Source organism: Phaeovulum molybdatiresistens, from assembly GCF_023544865.1.
In the GTDB taxonomy this organism is placed as follows: domain Bacteria; phylum Pseudomonadota; class Alphaproteobacteria; order Rhodobacterales; family Rhodobacteraceae; genus Pontitalea.
Genome location: NZ_JAMJFX010000003.1, coordinates 98,676 through 119,648 on the forward strand (window position 1 = coordinate 98,676; position 20,973 = coordinate 119,648).

General features: G+C 67.0%; 16 protein-coding genes. 4 read left to right on the plus strand and 12 right to left on the minus strand.

What is annotated here, in order from left to right; genetic code table 11:
- Window positions 1-2: 2 nt before the first annotated feature.
- The gene (def, locus tag MXB90_RS03935) at window positions 3-533 is read right to left on the minus strand and encodes a peptide deformylase (RefSeq protein WP_250041312.1); all 531 of its coding nucleotides are present in this window, start codon (window positions 531-533) and stop codon (window positions 3-5) included.
- Between the two features lie 184 nt (window positions 534-717).
- On the opposite strand from def, the gene MXB90_RS03940 reads away from it, so the two are divergent.
- A complete protein-coding gene (locus MXB90_RS03940; RefSeq protein WP_250041314.1) occupies window positions 718-1,902 on the plus strand; it encodes a MalY/PatB family protein in 1,185 nt (394 codons plus the stop codon).
- Between the two features lie 15 nt (window positions 1,903-1,917).
- Here the strand turns inward: MXB90_RS03940 and MXB90_RS03945 are convergent, their stop codons facing one another.
- The 10 genes from MXB90_RS03945 to MXB90_RS03990 form a co-directional block, all read right to left on the minus strand.
- Window positions 1,918-2,265, minus strand: a complete 348-nt coding sequence (locus MXB90_RS03945; protein ID WP_250041317.1) for a hypothetical protein — start codon at window positions 2,263-2,265, stop codon at window positions 1,918-1,920.
- An 89-nt stretch (window positions 2,266-2,354) separates the two neighbouring features.
- Window positions 2,355-4,265 carry a 1-deoxy-D-xylulose-5-phosphate synthase gene (gene dxs / locus MXB90_RS03950; RefSeq protein ID WP_250041319.1) on the minus strand — a complete coding sequence of 637 codons (1,911 nt, stop codon included), beginning with the start codon at window positions 4,263-4,265 and terminating at the stop codon, window positions 2,355-2,357.
- Between the two features lie 17 nt (window positions 4,266-4,282).
- Window positions 4,283-5,149 (minus strand): polyprenyl synthetase family protein, encoded by an 867-nt coding sequence (locus MXB90_RS03955; RefSeq protein ID WP_250041321.1) that lies wholly within the window; start codon window positions 5,147-5,149, stop codon window positions 4,283-4,285.
- On the minus strand, window positions 5,150-5,386 hold the full coding sequence (locus tag MXB90_RS03960) for an exodeoxyribonuclease VII small subunit (RefSeq protein WP_250041323.1): 237 nt from the start codon (window positions 5,384-5,386) through the stop codon (window positions 5,150-5,152). It lies immediately after the preceding gene.
- Between the two features lie 126 nt (window positions 5,387-5,512).
- The gene (locus MXB90_RS03965; RefSeq protein ID WP_250041325.1) at window positions 5,513-5,917 is read right to left on the minus strand and encodes a c-type cytochrome; all 405 of its coding nucleotides are present in this window, start codon (window positions 5,915-5,917) and stop codon (window positions 5,513-5,515) included.
- Between the two features lie 329 nt (window positions 5,918-6,246).
- Complete coding sequence (locus MXB90_RS03970) at window positions 6,247-6,867, minus strand: queuosine precursor transporter (protein WP_250041328.1); 621 nt, start codon at window positions 6,865-6,867, stop codon at window positions 6,247-6,249.
- 85 nt (window positions 6,868-6,952) lie between these two features.
- Window positions 6,953-7,852, minus strand: coding sequence for an esterase-like activity of phytase family protein (locus MXB90_RS03975; protein ID WP_250041330.1), 900 nt, complete (start codon window positions 7,850-7,852; stop codon window positions 6,953-6,955).
- A complete protein-coding gene (gene mepA, locus MXB90_RS03980; RefSeq protein WP_250041332.1) occupies window positions 7,825-8,721 on the minus strand; it encodes a penicillin-insensitive murein endopeptidase in 897 nt (298 codons plus the stop codon). The genes MXB90_RS03975 and mepA overlap by 28 nt, the downstream gene beginning before the upstream one ends.
- Window positions 8,708-10,066 carry an MFS transporter gene (locus MXB90_RS03985; protein WP_250041334.1) on the minus strand — a complete coding sequence of 453 codons (1,359 nt, stop codon included), beginning with the start codon at window positions 10,064-10,066 and terminating at the stop codon, window positions 8,708-8,710. The genes mepA and MXB90_RS03985 overlap by 14 nt, the downstream gene beginning before the upstream one ends.
- An 83-nt stretch (window positions 10,067-10,149) precedes the next feature.
- Window positions 10,150-10,680: an acyl-CoA thioesterase gene (locus tag MXB90_RS03990; RefSeq protein WP_250041336.1), complete on the minus strand. Its 531-nt coding sequence runs from the start codon at window positions 10,678-10,680 to the stop codon at window positions 10,150-10,152.
- Between the two features lie 142 nt (window positions 10,681-10,822).
- On the opposite strand from MXB90_RS03990, the gene MXB90_RS03995 reads away from it, so the two are divergent.
- Window positions 10,823-11,116 carry a YggT family protein gene (locus MXB90_RS03995; RefSeq protein WP_250041338.1) on the plus strand — a complete coding sequence of 98 codons (294 nt, stop codon included), beginning with the start codon at window positions 10,823-10,825 and terminating at the stop codon, window positions 11,114-11,116.
- A gap of 3 nt (window positions 11,117-11,119) precedes the next feature.
- Window positions 11,120-13,171 carry a DNA helicase RecQ gene (gene recQ / locus MXB90_RS04000; RefSeq protein ID WP_250041339.1) on the plus strand — a complete coding sequence of 684 codons (2,052 nt, stop codon included), beginning with the start codon at window positions 11,120-11,122 and terminating at the stop codon, window positions 13,169-13,171.
- A 6-nt stretch (window positions 13,172-13,177) separates the two neighbouring features.
- On the opposite strand, the gene MXB90_RS04005 is transcribed toward recQ, so the two are convergent.
- Window positions 13,178-15,400, minus strand: coding sequence for a response regulator (locus tag MXB90_RS04005; protein ID WP_250041342.1), 2,223 nt, complete (start codon window positions 15,398-15,400; stop codon window positions 13,178-13,180).
- 133 nt (window positions 15,401-15,533) lie between these two features.
- Between MXB90_RS04005 and MXB90_RS04010 the strand changes: the two genes are divergently transcribed.
- On the plus strand, window positions 15,534-20,972 hold the full coding sequence (locus MXB90_RS04010) for an alpha-2-macroglobulin family protein (protein ID WP_250041344.1): 5,439 nt from the start codon (window positions 15,534-15,536) through the stop codon (window positions 20,970-20,972).
- Window position 20,973: the final 1 nt, after the last annotated feature.

Sequence of the window (20,973 nt, forward strand, 5' to 3'; positions counted from 1 at the left end):
GATCAGGCCTGCGCGGTGCGGGCGCGTTCGCGTTTTAGCTTTTCCATCTTGCGGGTGATCATCTGGCGCTTCAGCGGGCCCAGGTAATCGATGAACAGCTTGCCGTTCAGGTGGTCCAGTTCGTGCTGGGCGCAGGTGGCCCAGAGGCCGTCGAACTGTTCTTCGTGCATCTGGCCGTCAAGGCCCAGCCAGCGCATCCGCACCTCGGCGGGGCGGGTGACCTCGGCATATTGTTCGGGGATCGACAGGCAGCCTTCCTCGTAGGTATTCAAATCCTCCGAGGTCCAGGTGATCTCGGGGTTGATCAGCACCATCGGGGCGGGGGCGGCGTCCTTTTCCTTGACGCAATCCATCACGAACACCCGCCGCATCACGCCCACCTGCGGCGCAGCAAGGCCCACGCCGGGCGCATCATACATGGTGGCCAGCATGTCATCGGCCAGTCGCCGGATGTCCGCATCGACGGTGGCAACGGGCTCGCAAAGTTTCTTGAGCCGCGGGTCGGGATGGATCAGGATCGGGCGAATGGTCATGGCGATGATTTAGGCGATGGGGCGCGTTGGCGCAATGGCGGGCGAAAGGCTGGAAGGTTGTTCTATATTTGCGATATATTTTGGGATAACTTACCAAAGTTGTGATATTTACAGGAATAATTTGCTGTAATACTGCTTTAATTTGGAACATAAACAGTCCCCAAATCCCACAGGATGCTGCGCCATGCCCCAGACCCCCGACTTTGATGAAGTGATCGACCGCCGCGGCACCCATTCGGTGAAATGGGACGGTATGGCCCAGGCCTATGGCGTCAGCCCGCAGGATGGCATCGCCATGTGGGTGGCGGACATGGATTTTCGCCCCCCCACCTGCGTGCAGCGCGCGGTTGAGGCGCTGGCCGGGCATGGGGTCTATGGCTATTGGGGCGATGACGCGCCCTATCTGGAGGCGATCCGCTGGTGGATGCAGGCCCGGCATGGCTGGGCGGTCGAGCGGAACTGGATCTTCACAACACATGGGCTGGTGAACGGAACCGCGATGTGCGTCGATGCCTTTACCCAGCCGGGCGATGGCGTGGTGTTGATGACGCCGGTGTATCACGCCTTTGCGCGTGTCATCAACGCGGCGGGCCGGCAGGTGGTAGAATGCCCGCTTAAGCTGGTCGATGGCCGGTATGAGATGGACTTTGCCGCCTGGGATGCGCAGATGACCGGGGCGGAACGGATGCTGATCCTGTGTTCCCCGCACAACCCCGGCGGCCGGGTCTGGACCGCGGCCGAGCTGCGCGCCACAGCCGATTTCTGCAAGCGGCACGGGCTGATCCTGGTGTCGGATGAAATCCACCACGATCTGGTGATGCCGGGTCATGCCCATCATGTGATGGCGCGCGCCTGCCCGGATGTGGCGGACCGTCTGGTGATGATGACGGCCACCACCAAGACCTTCAACATCGCGGGCGCACATACCGGCAATGTCATCATCCCCGATCCGGACTTGCGTGCGCGCTTTGCCGGGCGCATGGCGGCCATGGGCATTTCGCCCAACAGTTTCGGGCTGGCGATGGCGACAGCGGCCTATTCGCCCGAAGGGGCCGACTGGCTGGATGCGCTGATTGGCTATCTGGACGGGAACCGGCGTCTGTTCGATGCCGGGATCGACGCGATCCCCGGCCTGCGGTCGATGGGATTGGAGGCGACCTATCTCGCCTGGGTCGATTTCGCGGGCACCGGAATGGCGCCGGGGGAATTTACCGCGCGGGTCGAAAAAGGCGCGCGGATCGCGGCGAACCACGGCGCGAGCTTTGGTCTGGGGGGCGAAAGCTTTTTGCGGTTCAACCTTGCCACGCCCCGCGCCCGGGTGGCCGAGGCTGTGGCCCGGCTGCAGGCGGCCTTTGCCGATCTGCAATAACGCCTGTGCCGGGGGTTAAAGCCGGGGCAGCAGGGCCCGGGGGACGTGATCGTCGCGCGCGAAATCCAGCGCCGCCCCGTCGCGGACGGCGGTTTCGCGCTTGGTCGTGCAGATCAGCTCATCCCCCTCGACCGCCGAGGCGATGATCAGGCAGGTCGACAGGTGGCGCGCGCCATCATACAGGTCCACCAGACCGCGCAGCTGCGACACCTGCGTCGCATCCAGCGCGAAACCGCCGCGCCAGCGCCGCACAACCGGCAGAACCTGATCGCCCGCCTGGACCCGCAGCCGCGACCGGCGCCGCGCCTCTGCCCGGCGGGCATCGTTCAGTGCGGCCAGAATCTGTTGTGGCAGGATTTCCATCATCGCCTCCCTGCGGCTGTGGGCATGCCTTGATCAAGCATGCGCAGGGGGATGTAAAAATCAAGTGAAGCTTGCCGAAATCAACCGCGTCAGGCGCGCCGGGCCACCGCGACGCCCAGAACCTCCAGCACCTTGGCCTCGATCTGCGGCGCGTTCATGCCGGCTGCGGCATACATATCCTCGGCCGAGGCGTGGTCAATGAAGGTGTCGGGTAGCACCATCGAGCGGAACTTGAAGCCCCGGTCAAAGACGCCTTCGTCCGCCAGAAGCTGCGCGACATGGCTGCCGAACCCGCCGACCGCGCCTTCCTCGACGCAGATCAGCGCCTCGTGGTGGCGCACCAGTTGCAGGATCAGGTCGCGGTCCAGCGGCTTGGCAAAGCGCGCATCGGCCACGGTGGGCGCAAGGCCGCGCGCGGCCAGCGCCTCGCGTGCCTTCAAAACCTCGGCCAGGCGAGTGCCAAAGGACAGGATCGCCACGCGCCCGCCCTCGGCCACGATGCGGCCGCGACCGATTTCCAGCGGTGCGCCGCGTTCGGGCATCTCTACGCCCATGCCATCGCCGCGCGGATAGCGGAAGGCCGAGGGGCGGTCATCCAGCGCGGCGGCGGTGGCGACCATGTGGACCAACTCGGCCTCATCCGCGGCGGCCATCACGACAATGCCGGGCAGGTTGGCCAGAAAGGCGATGTCATAGGCCCCGGCATGGGTCGCCCCATCGGCGCCCACCAGCCCCGCGCGGTCGATCGCAAAGCGCACCGGCAGGCGCTGGATCGCAACGTCATGCACGACCTGATCGTAGCCGCGTTGCAGGAAGGTGGAATACAGCGCGCAGAACGGCTTCAGCCCACCCGCCGCAAGCCCCGCCGCGAACGTCACCGCATGCTGTTCGGCGATGCCCACATCGAAACAGCGGCGGGGGAAGCGTTCGGCAAACAGGTTCAGCCCGGTGCCATCGGGCATCGCTGCGGTGACGGCGACGATCTTGTCGTCCCGCTCGGCCTCGCGCACCAGGCTTTCGGCAAAGACCTTGGTGTAGGACGGCGCGTTTGACGGCGTCTTGACCTGCGCGCCGGTCACCACGTCGAATTTCGCGGTGGCGTGGCCCCGGTCGGGGCGCATTTCCGCCGGGGCATAGCCCTTGCCCTTTTTCGTCACGGCATGGATCAGCATCGGCCCGGTCGCCCGCGCCTTCAGCGTGCGCAACAGCGGCAGAAGCTGGTCCAGGTCATGCCCGTCGACGGGGCCGACATAGGTGAAGCCCAGTTCTTCGAACAAGGTGCCGCCGATTGCCATGCCTTTCAGCATTTCCTTGGCCCGGCGCGCGCCTTCCTGCAAAGGTTCCGGCAACAGGCTGACCGCGCCCTTGGCCGCGGCGCGCAGATCCTGAAACGGGCTGCCGGAATAAAGCCGGGTCAGATAGCTGGACAGCGCGCCCACCGGCGGGGCGATCGACATTTCATTGTCGTTCAGCACCACGAACAGCCGCTTGCCCAGATGGCCCGCGTTGTTCAGCGCCTCAAAGGCCATGCCCGCGCTCATGGCGCCGTCGCCGATCACCGCGATCGCATCGCCGGGATCGCCGCCCAGTTCGCGCGCCATGGCAAATCCAAGTGCGGCGGAAATCGAGGTCGAGCTGTGCCCCGCGCCGAACGGGTCATAGGGGCTTTCGGATCGCTTGGTAAAGCCCGACAGCCCGTCCTTCATGCGCAGGGTGCGGATGCGGTCGCGCCGCCCGGTCAGGATTTTATGCGGATAGCACTGGTGGCCGACGTCCCAGATGATCTTGTCGCGCGGGGTGTCGAACACCGCATGCAGCGCGACGGTCAGCTCCACCACGCCCAGACCCGCGCCCAGATGCCCGCCCGTGACCGACACGGCCGAGATCGTCTCGGCCCGCAGTTCGTCGGCGAGCCGTTTCAGATCACGGTCGCTTAGCGCCTTCATGTCCGAAGGCAGCTTCACGCGGTCCAGCACGGGGGTGTTTGGCTTGTCGCTCATCAGCCCTCCAAGGGCGTTTACATTTGCCGGGCAATAACGAACTGCGCCGCGTCCCGCAAGTTCCGCGCCGCCGCGCCATAGGGGGCCAGCGCAGCCTCGGCCTCGGCCACAAGGGCGCAGGCGCGGATGCGCGCGCCCTCCAGCCCTAGCAGGGACACGAAGGTCGCCTTGCCCGCATCGGCATCCTTGCCCAGACGTTTGCCCGCCGCGGCCTCGGACCCTTCGACATCCAAAATGTCGTCGGCGATCTGGAAGGCAAGGCCAAGGGCGCCGGCATAGGCCGCCAGGGGACGCGGATCGGCGCCCGCCAAAATCGCGCCGGCCTGCGCGGCAAAGCCGATCAACGCGCCGGTCTTGCCCGCCTGAAGCGCGGTGATCTGGTCCAGCGTCAGCGGCTGGGCAGCAGTTTCGGCGGCGATGTCCAACGCCTGGCCATAAACCATGCCCTCGGCGCCCGAGGCCCGCGCCAGCGCCGCCACCAGCGCCACGCGCCGGTCCGCCGGGCCGAGGACCGGGTCACAGCACAGTTCGAACGCCAGCGTCTGCAGCGCATCGCCCGCCAGAACAGCCGTCGCCTGATCCCATTTCACATGCACCGTGGGCTGGCCACGGCGCAGATCGTCATCATCCATGCAGGGCATGTCGTCGTGGACAAGGCTGTAGGCGTGCAGCGCCTCGACCGCCGCCGCCGCCGGCATTGCCTGCGCGTCGGGCAGCCCGTGCAGGGCCGCGCTTTCCAGCACCAGAAACGCCCGCAGCCGCTTGCCGCCCTGCACGGCATAGCGCATCGCCTGCGTCAGCGGGATGTCGGGGCGTTGCGCCAGCGCGCCATCCAGCGCGGCCTGCACATCGCGTTGCACCTGCGTCAGACGGTCGGGGAACATTTACAGCCCTTCGACCGGGGTGCTGCCCGTGGGCTGGCCATTTTCGCCCAGCGTGATCTTTTCCACCCGTTCCTCGGCATCGCGCAGCAACCTGGCACAATGCGCCTTCAGTGCCGCGCCGCGTTCATAAAGCGCGATCGAGCGATCCAGCGGCACTTCGCCGCGTTCCAGCTGGCCAACCACGGCCTCCAGCTCTTTCATCGCGTCTTCGAAGGTCATCGCTGCTATGTCGGTCATGCGTCCCGCTCCATCTGGGTGAACCCTGGCGCGGTGATACCCCGCCCCCGGTCGCAAGACCATATCCCCGATTGCCCGCCTGGGCCACCGGGTCGTGCCCGGCCCGGCCGGGTGCCGCGCAAAGCGCTATTGCTGCAAGGTTTCCAGATACATCGCAAGCGACAGAACGCGGCCGCGGGTTTCGATCACATCGCCATAGGTGCGATCGGCCTCGGGGTGCTGGTTCATGAAGCTTTGGCCGAAAACCGGCATTTCGCCGCCATGGGCGCGCAGGCCGGTGCGCCCGTCGATGATATGGATCACCTTCAGCATCGGGAAGGCACCGTCATTGGCGGCGGCTAGGCCCGTCAGATCGGGGGCCTTCACGGTCAGCAGTTCGGCCATCGGGCCATCGCCCTGGCCCCCCGCGCCATGGCAACTGGCGCAATACTGGGCGTAAAGCCCCGCGCCGATATCGGGGCCCTGGGCCAGGCCGGCCGTAGCCGACAGGCCGATGGTGAAGGTGATCGCAAAGCGTGCGGCGCGGACCATGAAACTCTCCCTTCCGTGTTGGAAGGGCCAGTCTTGCAGGGTGCCGGGGTCTGTCATTGACGGCGATCAACGGGCCGTGGCCCCAGGCGAAAAACGGGAAAGGCCGCCCTTGCGAGCGGCCCCCGAGATCTACGGAGATGGTCCGGTTAGGGTCTGGTCGATCCACCGTCCCAGCCAGGGTTCTGAACCCCGGGGTTTGCCCTCAGGCCACGGCCCCCCTGACTGTCCCGACACCTCTCTCCAATATCACTCTAGACACTGGACCACCTCCTTTCATTGCGTTGCCGTTATCGACAGGCTGCCACATATTTTGTGTTTGTCAAAACTTTTCACGCAACCTTTGGCGATAGTTTCGTGACAATCGCCCGAAAAGGCAGCAGCGCGAGGATCGAAAGCCCAAGCTTTACCATCCAGTCGGCCAGCGCCAGCGACATCCACAGCGGGGCGGCGGGGCCGAGGCCCAGAATGGGCAGGATCTCATTCGCCCAGGCGACGTCATTGGCGGGCTCAATCCAGGCCAGGCCCGCGGCGAAGGCGACCGAAAAGAACACGATCGTATCCAGCGAAGACCCGACCAGCGTGGACACCAGCGGCGCGCGCCACCAGCGGCCGGCGCGCAGCCGGTCAAAGATGGCCACATCGGTCAGTTGCGCCAGCAGGAAGGCCAGCCCCGACCCAATCGCGATGCGCAGCGTCACCAGCGGGCCGAATTCGCCCGTGATCTGCGTTCCGATCAGCGAACAGACGACGCCGGTGACAAACCCCGCCAGCACCACGCGCCGGGCGGCGGCGGGGCCATAGACGCGGTTCATCACGTCGGTCACAAGAAAGGCCAGCGGATAGGTGAAGGCGCCCCAGGTCAGCCATTGGCCGAACAGGAATTGCACCAGAATATTCGAGGCCACGACAACAGCGGCCATGGCAAGGATGCCGGGAAGGAATCGGGTCATGTGGTGATCCGTTTTTACAAGGTAGCGGAGACTTGGTCCGCGACCGTCGCGGACGCGCCGCAGATAGGCGCGCCATGCGCGAAAGTCAATCATTCAGCCGGTATTCGACGAATTCGGTGCGCTGGAACAGGCGGAAATTGTCGTCCGAGATCATGGTCAGCCGCAGCGCCCCATCGCCATCGCGCCAGACGGACAGGCTTTCCAGATTGTCATGCCGGCCCGCGCGCGTCTGAATCAGAACCTCGCCGCCCACAAACCCCTCAGGCGTCAGGTCAAAGACCCGGACCCGTGTCAGAAAGCCCAGAAGGCCCCAGAAATCGCGCTCCAGCAGGTAGAACCGGCCATCGGGGCCGAAATCCGCGCCCACCGGCAGCCAACTGGCATCGCGCGGGATCGAAAAGGGCTGATCCCAGGCGCCATTGCGATAGCGAAACACCGGAAAGGGGCGGCTGACCCCGCCGGACCGTTCGGGCATCGTGTAAAGCGTGCCATCGGGGGCAATCGCCAGCGCCTCAAGCGAGGAATTGCGTTGTAGCGTCGTGAAGGCCTCGGGGCGGGGCAGCCGCTCGGCCGGGCCGGCCGGGTCGGTGTAGCGCGCCACCCGGTGCAGCCCCTCAAAGGAAATATAAAGCGCCCCATCGGCCCCCCGGGCCAGCCCCTCGGGGTCGGCGGCCTCACCGCGCAGCCCCTTGCCGCGGCTGTCAAGCAACGGGATCGGCCCGGCGCTGACATCGACCCCGACGATCATCCCCGCGTCATCGCGCCGGATCTGCCCGGCCCAGACCGTCGCGCGGTCGGATACGGTCACGAAATCCTGTCCGTCCGCATCCAGCACCAGCCCCGAAAACCCGCCAAAGGACGGGTCATCCAGATCCCAGCGATAGCTGCCCAGGTAATCGGCCCGCCGCGCCGGTTCGGCGCCCAGATGCAGCGCCGCCAGCCCCAGCGCCGCCGCGATCAGCGCGAGGCGAGAACGTTGCGACATTGGCCGGGCAGGTCTGCCAGGGTGTAGGTCTTCGCGGTCTTCGGCGGCGGGCCTTTGGGCTTTTCGCGCCGGGGCGGGTTGCGCAGTTCTTCCAGATAGGTCGTCACCCACCAGTTCAGCGTCGCATCACAGCCGTCCCCGCCGTTGGACAGTTCGGCCACCGTCGGGCGCTGGGTTTCGCAAAATCCGTCGCCCGCCGGGCATTTCAGTCGCACGTGGAAATGCGTGTTGTGCCCCTGGATCGGGCGGATCTTCTGCAACCAGGCGCGGTCGTTCCGGGGTGTGGAATTGCACATGTCGATCTTGACCGCCGCCGCGACAAAGATCCGGTCCACCCGCGGGTCAAGCGCCGCCAAACGCAGCAGCGCCTTGTGGCTTTCGGTCCAGTTGCCGTTGATGCGGGTCTGATCCTCGGTCCTGACCGAGATGGATGAGATCTTTTCGCGTTCTGCCCGGCTCAGGTTCAGCCGCGTGGGCGGAAGCATCCAGATATCGGCATCCAGCCCGATCTGGTGGCTGGCATGGCCCCCGGTCATCGGCCCGCCGCGCGGCTGGCTGATGTCGCCGATATATAGCCCCTTCCAGCCGACGCGCGTGGCCTGCGCCGACAGATCGCGCAGGAAGTCGATCATCATCGGATGACCCCAGTTGCGGTTGCGCGACAGTCGCATCGCCTGCCAGGTGGGCCCTGTCTCGGGCAGCGCGACAAGGCCCGCCGCACAGCCCCGCGCATAGGTGCCGATCGCTGCCGACTGCTGGCGCGAAGGCACGGCATGGGCGCCAAACAGGTGCCGCGCCAGCGGTTCGGCCTGCGCCGGCAGGGCGATCAGCGCGGCAAGGGCCAGGGCGGCGACTTTAGGCAAAAACATCGTTGGGCTTGTCCTTCTGCGGTCGGCCGTTCGGATCGACCCAGTGTAGCAACGCCAGCCCCAGAAGGAAAAGCACGATAAGCGGCGTTATGCCGATGGCCTGATTGCCGCTTACTTGCGTGGCCCAGCCGATGGTTAGCGGCGCCACGAAGGACGTGGCCTTGCCGGTCAGGGCGTAAAGGCCAAAGCTTTCGGTGATCTTGTCGGGATCGGACTGGCGCACCATCATCGTCCGGCTGGCCGATTGCAGCGCCCCCCCGCCCGCGCCGATCAGCCCGCCGATCACGAAAAAGGCGATGTCGGGCAGGCGGCTTTCGGGGCCGACGGCAAGGCCAAAGACAGCGTCGCGCGACACAAAGACCACCGCGATCACCACCAGCGTCAGAAGAATGACGTTGAAGATGATCACGCGCTTGGGGCCAAAGCGGTCATCGGCCTTGCCCCCGATCCAGGCGAATGTGGCGCCGGTGATCGTGCCCAGAATGCCGAAAATCCCCACCTGCACGATCGACCAGCCCAGCACCCCGGCGGCATAAAGCCCGCCAAAGACATAGATCCCGTTCAGCGCATCGCGGTAGCACATCGACGACATCAGATAGGCCAGAAGGCTGCGGTTGTGGGGCAGCTGTGCCATCGTCGCGCGCAGTTCCGGCCAGGCGCCGCGCACCGCGGCACGGACGGGCAGCGCCTCGGGGCGACGGATTTCGCGCACCCACAGGAAGAACGGCACCATGAACACCGCATACCAGATCGCCACCAGCGGGCCCACCGATCGCGTCCCCTCGCGCATCTCGGGGTCAAGGCCCAGGATCGGGGCGATACCGATCAGCGTGACCCCGCTGGCGTTTTCCGCCAGCAGCGTCAGCATCACGATCAGCGCCACCATGCCGCCCAGATAGCCAAAGGCCCAACCAGACCCCGACACCCGGCCCATCCGGTCGCGCCCCGCAAGATCGGGCAGCATGGCATTGGTGAAGATGGTGGCGAATTCCATGCCGATCAGGCCGATGGCAAAGCATAGCATCACGAAGATCAGGCTGAAATCGCCCGGCGCGGCATACCATAGCCCCCCGGCACCCAGCACATACATCACCGAAAAGACCCAGATGAAGCCGATGCGCCCGCCCGCCTTGTCGGCGATGGCGCCCAGGAAAGGCGCCAGAACCGCGATCACCAGCCCCGTCAGCCCGATGCCATAGCCCCAGACCGTCTGCGCCGCGGTGCCCGAGCCCAGAAGCTCTTTCATGTAGGGGGCGAAGATGAAGGTCAGCAGCAGCGTGTTGTAGGGCTGGCTGGCCCAGTCAAAGAAATACCAGCCCCAGATCCGTTTGCGCGCGTCGACCATGCTGCCCCCTTGCGGCCGGTTCCGGCCTTTGGCGGATCAAGCCCGAATTCGCGGGGGCGTGCAAGCGCGGGTTGAACGCTGCGTCAAACCTGGGGCGGCCACGGTCTCTGGCCATCCGCCGCGATCCAGGCCTGCACCCAGTCGGGCAGCGCCGGGCTTTCGGGCGGTTTGCCCAGACGGTCCATCACCTGCGCGGGCGGCACGATCCCCGCATCCGAGGTGAACGCGGCCCGGATCAGGATCTGGCTGCAACATTCCCCTTGCCGCCACATGCTTTGATCCATGTAAAAGAAGCGCGCATCCCAGCCGATGCAGCGCGAATGCATCGTGATGCGATGAAAGGCCTTGATGCGGCGGCGATAGCGGGTCGAATTGCCCGCCACCGCGATGCCCCAGCCGGTGTCCTTCAATACCTGCCGCAGGCCGGTGCGCGCCAACAGCGGGATGCGGCCCAGATCGAACAGCGTCAGCGTGCGGCCGTTGTTCAGCTCCATCCAGGGGTCAAGATCCCAGGGCCAGCAGATGTGATGCGACACATGCGTGCCCAAGACCGGCAACGCCGGGGCGTTGCGAAACTTCAGCCGTTCCTTGGCCAGACGGATAAACGGATACATCGGCACCTCCTGTCGTCGTCCGCCTGCCGCGCCGGGCCGGCAAGGTCAACCGCAAACGTTGCGGCACATCTGGCGCGGCTTGCGGTTGCAAGCGGGGCCGGTCTGACATACTTCCTTGCCAACCGCAGCCCGGAGGTTTCGTATGATCACGCTGTTTCAGGCGCTGAACCTGATCCTGGATATCGTCTGGTTCATCATGATCGCCCATATCATCCTGAGCTGGCTGATCAATTTCCAGGTGCTGAACATCCGCCAGCCGCTGGTGGCGCAGATCTGGTATGGCCTCAATAACCTGCTGGAACCGATTTACGCCCCGATCCGCCGGTTCCTGCCCAATACCGCAGGCCTTGATCTGGCGCCGCTGGTGGCCTTCATCATCCTGATCATCGCCCAACGCGCGCTGATCAACAATGCAGGCTTCTTCTACGGTTATTAAGTCATGAGCGCGCCTTCGCCCGAGGCGCTTCTGGCGCAGGTTTTCGGATTCCAGTCCTTCCGCCCCGGTCAGGAAGAAATCGTCCGTGCCGTGATCGCCGGGCGCAACACGCTGGCGATCATGCCGACCGGCGGGGGCAAGTCGCTGTGCTATCAGCTGCCCGCGCTGTGCCGCGACGGGGTGACGGTGGTGCTCTCGCCGCTGATCGCGCTGATGCGCGACCAGGTCCGCGCCCTGCGTGCCGCCGGGGTCGAGGCGGGGGCGCTGACATCCGGCAATACCGATGCGGAAACCGAAGAGGTCTTTGCCGCCATTGATGACGGGCGGCTGAAGCTGTTGTATATGGCGCCGGAACGGCTGGCCTCGGGCGGGGCGGTGGCGCTGTTGCGCCGCGCAGGCGTGTCGCTGATCGCCGTGGATGAGGCGCATTGCGTCAGCCAGTGGGGCCACGATTTCCGCCCCGATTACCTTCGCATCGGCGAATTACGCCGCACACTGGGCGTGCCGCTGGCCGCCTTCACCGCCACCGCGGATGAGGAAACCCGCGCCGAGATCATCACCCGGCTGTTCGATGGCACGGCGCCCGAAACCTTTTTGCGTGGCTTTGACCGGCCCAACATTCATCTGGCGTTCGAACCCAAGGACCAGCCCCGCCGCCAGATCCTGGATTTTGCCGCCGCCCGGCGTGGCCAGTCCGGCATCGTCTATTGCGCGACGCGGGCGAAAACCGAAACCATCGCGGCGGCGCTGCGCGAGGCGGGCCATACCGCCTGCCATTATCACGGCGGCATGGACGCCGATGACCGGCGTGAGGTCGAGGCGCGGTTTCAGCGGGACGACGGGCTGATCGTCGTGGCCACCATCGCCTTTGGCATGGGCATCGACAAACCCGACATCCGCTGGGTCGCCCATGCCGATCTGCCCAAGTCGATCGAGGGCTATTATCAGGAAATCGGTCGCGCGGGCCGTGATGGCGCGCCCGCCGAAACGCTGACCCTTTATGGCCCCGACGACATCCGCCTGCGCCGCGCCCAGATTGATGAGGGGCTGGCGCCCCCGGACCGCAAGGCTGCCGATCACGCCCGCCTGAACGCGCTGCTGGGCCTGGCCGAGGCGACCGGCTGTCGGCGTCAGCGCCTTCTGGCCTATTTCGGCGAAGAGTCCGGGCCTTGCGGCAATTGCGACCTGTGCGACACGCCGCCCGATCTGTTCGACGCGACCGAGGCGGTTCGCAAGGCGCTGTCGGCGGCGCTGCGCACGGGGGAAAGCTTTGGCACGGGTCATCTGATCGAGATCCTTCTGGGCAATGCCACCGACAAGATCACCACGCGCGGGCATGACCAGTTGCCGACCTTCGGCGTGGGGCGCGACCTGTCGCGCGCGCAGTGGCAGGCGGTGTTCCGGCAGATGATGGGCCATGACCTGATCCGCCCCGATGCCGAACGCCACGGCGCGCTGGTGATGACCGAAGCCGCCCGCCCCATTCTGCGCGGCGAGGCGCAGATCACGCTGCGGCGCGACCTGATCCGCAAGGCCACCGCCCGCCCGGTTGTGCGCACGCTTGTGTCCGAGGAGGATGCGCCGCTTCTGTCCGCGCTCAAGGCCAAGCGCCGCGCCCTGGCCGAGGCGGCGGGCGTTCCGGCCTATGTCGTCTTCCCCGACCGCACCCTGATCGAGATGGCCGAGGTGCGGCCCACGACGCTGGATGCGATGGCGCGGATCAACGGGGTCGGCGCCAAGAAGCTGGAAAGCTATGGCACCGCTTTCCTGGAGGTGATCTCCGGCGCGGCCGAGCCGATGCATCCGGCGCGCCGCCGTCTGGCCGGGCGCGAGGCGGGTGGCCTGTTCGACCGTCTGGCCGAGGTTCAGCTGGGCCTGGTCCGCGGCGCCGATGGCCACGACCGCTATCTCAGCTGTCCGCCGGCAACATTGCGCCGGATCGCCGAAACACGACCCCGCACCCGGGCCGATCTGCTGCGTGCGGGGCTGGCGGATCAGAAGCTGGACCGCTTCGGCGATGCGTTCCTGCAGGCAATCGCCGCGTTTGAAGGCTGACAGGCCCTAGCCCGCTTCGTCGTCGCTGCCGATCGGGGGGCGGGCGTCCGCTGGCTGATGGGCGCGGATCATGTCGGCGATCGCCGTCTTTTTCAGCGGCTTGGTCAGATAGTGATCGACCCCCGCGGCAAAGATTGAATCGCTGTCGCCATCCATCGCATGGGCGGTCAGCGCGCAGATCGGGGTGTGCGCCCCCGCCACCCCTTCGGCCGCCCGGATCGCGCGTGTCGCTTCACGGCCGTCCATCTCGGGCATGGAAATATCCATGAACACAAGATCGGGGCGGAACGCGGTCCACAGATCCACCGCCTCGCGCCCGTTATTGGCAAAGCGCAGGTCGATGTCGAAATCCTGCACCATCTTGCGAAACACCAGCTGGTTGGTGCGATTGTCCTCGGCCGCAAGAATGCGCATCTGCCGCAGTTCCGCGGGGGGCGGTGCGGGCGGGTCGGGCGGCGTGGCGGCCGCATCGGGGTGTGACAGCGCCTGAAGCGTGCGGAACAGGTTCGATCGCAGCACGGGCTTTTCAAGGCATCCCGCCAGTTCCGCGCGCATCCGGCCATCGCCCATCGCCTCGGGGTCCGAGGTCAGCAGCAGGATCGGGGCTGCCACCCCGCGTTCGCGCAGCTTTTCGACCAGCGCCATGCCGTCCATTTCGGGCATCTGATGGTCGGTCAGCACCACATCGAATCGCGCGCCATCTTCCAGCACCCGAAGCGCCTCGGCGCTGGATCGGCACAGGGTCACATCCAGACCATAGGTTTCCAGCTGGCGTTCCAGGATGACGCGGTTGATCAGCAGATCGTCGATCACCAGGGCCGCCTTGAGCGTGATCGGCGGCCCGGTCTTTTCCGTCGGTTCGGCGGGTTCCGCCACGGGCACCACGACCTTGAACCCGAAGCAGGATCCCTTGCCGGGTTCGCTGTCCACCCAGACCGCGCCGCCCATCAGCTCGACCAGCTGGCGGGTGATGGTCAGGCCAAGGCCGGTGCCCTCGAATTTGCGGTTGGAATCGCTTTCGACCTGATTGAATTCGCCGAACACGTGATCAAGGAGTTCGGGCGCGATGCCGATGCCGGTATCTTCAACGGTGACATGCAGTTCATATTCGCTGGTGGCCCGTTCGAACCCGACCACGCGCGCCAGCACATGGCCTGCAGTGGTGAACTTGACCGCATTGCCCAGAAGGTTGGTCATGATCTGGCGCATGCGGCCCGGGTCGGCCACGAACCGCGTCGGCAGGAACAGGTCGTAATCGACCAGCAGCTTCACCCCCTTGTCCTTGGCCGTGGGCTGCAGCAGCACCATCACCTCATGCACGCAGCGTTCCAGATCAAAGACTTCGGGGTAAAGTCGCAGGCGTTCCGCCTCGATCTTGGAATAGTCCAGCACGTCATTGATGATGGTCAACAGCGCCTCGCCCGAGGATTTGATCGTTTCGGCATAAAGCCGTTGATCCTCGGTCAGGTCGGTTTCCGCCAGCAATTCGGCCATGCCCACGACCCCGTTCATGGGGGTTCGGATCTCATGGCTCATGTTGGCCAGGAAGGCGGATTTGGCGCGGCTGGCGGCCTCGGCCCGGCGGCGGGCTTCCTCCAGCTCGGCTTCGCGCTGGATCGTGCTGGTGATGTCCTGGGCCAGGCAGACAAGGTCGCCATCTTCGGCCCAGCGGTCGATCAGCTTGATGTGGCGGCCATCCGGTGTGTGCAGGATGAAGGGGTCGATATGGCTGCCGCGGATGCGAGCGACCATTTCGTGGTGCCAGTCCAGCGGGTCGCGACCGCCCATGTCGACCATGCCGTGCCGGGCCACCAGTTGCAGCACCGAATCATAGGTCACCCCGGGGGTCAGCGCGATGTGTCCGCGAAAGAACGACAGATAGGCGCGGTTGGCCACCACCAGCCGCAGGTCGCCATCAAAGACGGCAAAGCCGTCGCGGATGGTTTCCAGCGCGTCCCACAGCCGACGCTGCGCGATCTGGGCCACCGAATGGGCGCGCTGCAGATCGTCGCGCACCTTGGTGTTTTCCCCCTTCAGCGATTCGGCCTCGGTCAGGGCGCGCTGCAGGCCGTGGCGCTGCTGCACGATCTGGTCCGAGAGCGCGCGTGCATGTTGCGCAAGCTTCTGGTTTGCGGCGAAAAGTTCGCGTTTCTTCTGTTCCAGCAGCCGTTCCGCCGCAAGGCGCGCGCGGCGTTCCTGCGCCAGCTTGTCCACGATACTGCTTTGCATTCCGCCGAACCCGTCCCAAAGTTCCGATCCGGGCAGATTGGCAAATGGCCGTGAAATAAGGCTTAACCCCCGCAGGCATTGTCAGCAAAGCCACGCCGTGACACCATCCCCGCATCGGAGCGGAGGAGTTTTCATGCGTGCCATCCTGTTTGCGGTTTTCGCCGCCTTTGCCTTCCCCGCTTTTGCCCAGGACGCGCCCTTGGTGCCCGAACGTCGCATGGTCCTGTCCGAAGGGGTCGATCTGGTGGGCCGCGATCTGGCGCAGATCTTCGACACCACGCTGGATGCCTGCGAGGCCGCCTGCCTGACCGATCCGCGCTGCGAGGCGATGACCTATAACGCCCGTTCGCGTGCATGTTTTCCGAAAGCCGCCGTCACCGGGTCATTGCCCTATCAGGGGGCCTATTCGGGCCATGTCCGCGCGGCTGCGGCGGGCGCGCAGGCGCGGGCGGCGACCCGGGCGGCGGATCTTGGGTTTCTGCCCGACGACATGCTGCGCGCGGCCCATGATCAGGCGCGCGCCTTGGGCCGCACCCATGTGACAGGCGACTGGTCCGAAGCTGATCTGCTGGAGGCGCTGGCCACCGCGCGGGCGGCGGGCGATGGCGCGCAGGCGCTGCGGCTTTTGGGCGCGGTCCTGAACCTGACCGATGCCGCCGACCAATGGATCGACTACGCCCGCCTGACGCTGGAAGCCCCCGCGCCGGATAGGCCCGAGGCCGCGCACCGCGCCGCGCTGGCCGCCGTGAACGGCTATCTGCGCGCGCCATCCGCCCCCGTTCAGGCCGAGGCGCTGATGGTGCTGGCCCAGGCCGAGGCGCGCGGGGGCGCGACCCGCGCCATCGTTCCCGCCCTGCGCCTGGCAACCCGGCTGTCGCCGCGACAGGACATCGCCGCGGCGCTTGACGATGCGATCGGCAAATACGGCTTTCGCATCGTCGAACACCGGGTGGAGTCCAACCTTGCCAGCCCCCGCCTTTGCGCGGTTTTTTCCGAGGATCTGGCCCGTGGGGTGGATCACGCCAGTTTCGTGCAGCTGCCCGAACCGGCCCTGTCGGTTGAGGCCGAGGCCAATCAGCTGTGCGTGGCAGGGCTTCGGCACGGCGCGCGGCTGGCGCTGACCTTCCGCGAAGGGCTGCCCGCCGCCTCGGGCGAAAGCCTGGCGCGGGATGTGACGATCACCGCCTATGTCCGCGACCGCGCGCCCGCGGTGCGTTTTCCGGGCCGCGCCTACGTTTTGCCGCGTGCGGCCGATGCCGGATTGCCGGTGGAAACCGTGAACACCAAGGCGCTGAATCTGCGGCTGATGCGGGTGTCCGACCGCAACCTGGTCGCGGCGCTGCGCGACGATTACTTTGCCCGCTCGCTTGATGTCTGGTCGGCCGATCATTTTGCCGAAACCCTGGCCGAAGAGGTCTGGACCGGCACGGCCCAGGTGGGGATGGAGGTCAACCGCGACATCACCACCCGCCTGCCCGTGCAACAGGTGACCGGCCCGCTGGGCCCCGGCATCTATGCGCTGCAAGCCTCGGTCCCCGGGGCGGATGTCTATGAAAACCCGCCCGCAACGCAGTGGTTCGTGATCTCGGATCTGGGGCTTGCGACCTGGTCCGGGGTGGATGGGCTGACGGTGGTGGTGCGCGGCCTGTCCGATGCGGGCCCGCGCGCGGGCGTAGCCGTGGAACTGGTGTCGCGCGCCAATGCGGTGATTGCCACCGCGCAGACCGATGCCGAGGGCGTCGCCCGTTTTGCCCCGGCGCTGACCGCGGGGCGGGGGTCTTCGGCCCCGGCGCTGGTGCGGGTGGCGCAGGGCGAGGACATGGCCTTCCTGTCACTGACCGATGCGGAATTCGACCTGTCCGACCGCGGGGTCGAGGGGCGCCCGCCCGCGCCGCCGATCGACCTGTTCCTGACCACCGATCGCGGCGCCTATCGCGCGGGGGAAACGGTGAACGCCACGATTCTGGCGCGCGACGGCGCGGCCCGGGCGCTGCCGGCGCTGCCGCTGACGGCGGTGCTGATGCGCCCCGACGGCGTGGAATATGCCCGCGGCCTTGCCGATCCGGTGGGGGCTGGCGGTCATGTTGCGGCCTTCCCGATCGGCGCCGCCGCCCCGCGCGGCACCTGGCGGCTGGATGTCTTTGCCGATGTAAAGGCCCCGCCGTTGGCCTCGGCGCGCCTGTTGGTCGAAGATTTCTTGCCCGAACGGATCGACTTTGACCTGACCTTGCCCGAAGTCCCCCTGGCCGCCGATGCCCTGTCCGATCTGGGCCTTGCCGCGCGTTATCTGTTCGGGGCGCCCGGCGCGGATCTGCAGGTTGAGGGCGAGATGCGGCTGACCGCCGCCACCGCCCTGCCGGGCTGGGAAGGTTTCCGCTTTGGCCGCCATGACGAGCCCTTCCCCCCGCGCTTTGAGGCCGTGGACCTGGCGCAGACCGATGCATCGGGGCAAGCCACGATCACCCTGCCGCGCCCCGATCTTGGCGCCGACGCGGTCCCGCCGCTGGAGGCCGCACTGACGGTTCGCGTCCGCGAAGGTTCGGGCCGGCCGGTAGAACGCACCATCACCCGCCCGCTGCTGCCCGCCGATCCGGTGATCGGTATCCGTCCGCTGTTTCAAGGCGATGCGGTGTCCCAAGGCGCCGAGGCGGGTTTCCAGCTTGTGGCGCTGGGGCCCGATGCCCGACCCGTGCCGATGCAGCTGCGCTGGGTGCTGAACCGGGTTGAAACGCGGTATCAATGGTATGCGCTGTATGGCTCCTGGAACTGGGAAGCCGTCACGGCCCGCACCCGCATTTCCGAAGGCACGGTGACGCTGGACGGTACCGCCCCCGCACAGATCGCCGCGCCGGTGGACTGGGGCCGGTATGAGCTGGTGGTGGAACGGCTGGGCGGGCCCTATACGGCGGCCTCGGTCGGGTTCGATGCGGGCTGGTATGCCGCCGCCGACACGATCGCCAGCCCCGACCGGCTGGACCTGTCGCTGGACCAGCCGCGCTACCGCGCGGGCGATACGGCGCGGCTGCGCATCGCGGCCCCGGCGGATGGCGTGGCGCTGATTTCGGTCCTGTCGAACCGGGTGATCGCGCTGAAGACCGTGCCGTTGACGGTTGGCGACACCGTGGTCGACCTGCCCGTGACCGAGGAGTGGGGTGCCGGGGCCTATGTCACGGCATCGGTCCTGCGCCCGCTGTCCGGTGATCCGCAGGACCGTGTGCCGGTCCGCGCGCTGGGTCTGGCCCATGCCGCGGTGGACCCCGGGCCCCGCCAACTGCAGGCGCGGTTCGAGGTACCCGAGGCGGTCGATCCGCGCACGACCCTGCCCGTGGCGATCAAGGTGGATGGCGTCGCCCCGGGCGACACCGCCCATGTCACTATCGCGGCGGTCGATCTGGGCATCCTGAACCTGACCGCCTTCAAGGCGCCAGATCCCTCGGGGCATTATTTCGGTCAGCGGCGGCTGGGCGTGGGGTTGCGCGACATCTATGGCCGGTTGATCGACGGGCGCACCGGGGCCGAGGGGATCATCCGATCCGGCGGCGATGCGGGGCGCGGGATGCAGATGCAGGCCCCGCCCCCGACCGAGGAGCTGGTCGCCCATTTCACAGGCCCGCTGGTCGTGGGCCCCGACGGCTATGCCCGGACCGAGGTGCCCCTGCCCGCCTTCAACGGCACGGTGCGGCTGATGGCGGTGGTGTGGTCGGATGGTGGCGTGGGCCAGGCGCAGGCCGACGTTCTGGTGCGCGATCCGGTGGTGGTGACGGCGTCCCTGCCGCGCTTCCTTGCGCCGGGCGACCGGGCAAGGTTGCTGCTGGAGGTGGTCCATGCCACCGGCCCCGCAGGGCGGATGGGGCTGGATGTCACCTCGGGCGGGCTGGGCCTGGGCGATGTGCCCGCGGGCTTTGATCTGGAACCGCTTGGCAAGGCGGAGCTGTCGATCCCGCTGACCGCCGGGCAGGCCGAGGGGTTGGAACAGATCCGCGTGGCCCTGACCACGCCTGCGGGAAGGGTGCTGGAAAAGATCCTGACCATCCCCGTGCAGCGCAACGATCCGGCTGTGGCGCGGCAATCGCGCTTTGATCTGGCGGCGGGCGATACCTTCACGCTGGATGCCAATGCCTTTGCCGGTTTCGTGCCGGGCAGTGCGCAGGCCACGCTGGCGGTTGGCCCGCTGGCGCGGTTCGACACGGCGGCGCTGCTGGCGGCGCTGGACGCCTATCCCTATGGCTGCACCGAGCAGGTGACGTCCAAGGCCCTGCCGCTTCTCTATCTGTCCGAGGCCGCACAGGCGATGGGCCTTGCCACGCCTGACGATCTGCGCGCCCGGATCGACACGGCGATTGCCAACGTGCTGACCAATCAGGACGCCAGCGGATCGTTCGGCCTGTGGCAGGCCGGGGCCGGCGATCTGTGGCTGGATGCCTATGCCACCGATTTCCTAAGCCGGGCGCGGGCGCGGGGCCATGCGGTGCCCGATGCGGCCTTCCGCACGGCGCTAGACAATCTGCGCAGCCGGGTGAACTACGCCCCCGATTTCGATGCCGACAGCAATGATGGCGGCACAGGGCTGGCCTATGCGCTGATGGTGCTGGCGCGCGAAGGGGCCGCTGCGGTGGGCGATCTGCGCTATTATGCCGATGTGAAGGGCGGCGATTTCGCAACGCCCCTGGCTGCGGCGCAGCTGGGCGCGGCGCTGGCGCAATATGGCGATCCGACGCGGGCCGATGCCATGTTCGCCCGTGCCGCACGGATGCTGCAGGCGGCCCCCGCGACCGAGGGGCAGCTGTGGCGCGCCGACTATGGCAGCGCCTTGCGCGACCGCGCCGCAGTGCTGGCGCTGGCGGCCGAGGCCGGGACGAACGCGGTGCCGCTGGATACGGTCGGCACCGCAATCGCCGAAAGCCTGCGCCAGCAGCGCTTGTCAACGCAAGAGGCCGCCTGGGTGTTGATGTCCACCAACGCGCTGATCGACCGGCCCGGGGCCGAGGGATTTACCGTCAACGGCGCGCCCGTCACCGGCCCCTTGTTGCGCGTGCTGGACGATACGGATGCGCCGCTGGAAATCACCAATGGCTCGGACCGGGCGCAGGTGCTGACGCTGACCACGACCGGCGTACCCCAGGTGCCCGAACCCGCAGGCGGCAAGGGCTATACCCTGACGCGCAGCTATTACACGCCCGAAGGTGTGCCGGTGGACCCGGGCAGCGTGGCGCAAGGCACCCGGCTTGTCACCGTGCTGGAGATCACGCCCCATGGCGGTGGCGCGGCGCGGCTGATCGTGGCCGATCCCTTGCCGGCGGGGTTTGAAATCGACAATCCCAACCTGATCCGGGGTGGCGATCTGGCGGGGCTTGACTGGCTTTCCCTGGCCCAGGACACGCGGATGACCGAGTTCCGGCAGGATCGCTTTCTGGCCGCGCTGGACTGGGATCAGGATGCGCCCGTGCGGCTGGCTTATATGGTCCGCGCCGTGACCCCGGGCGATTTCCACCACCCCGCCGCCAGCGTCGAGGACATGTATCGCCCCGACTATCGCGCGCAGACCGCGACGGGCCGGGTGACGGTAAACTAGG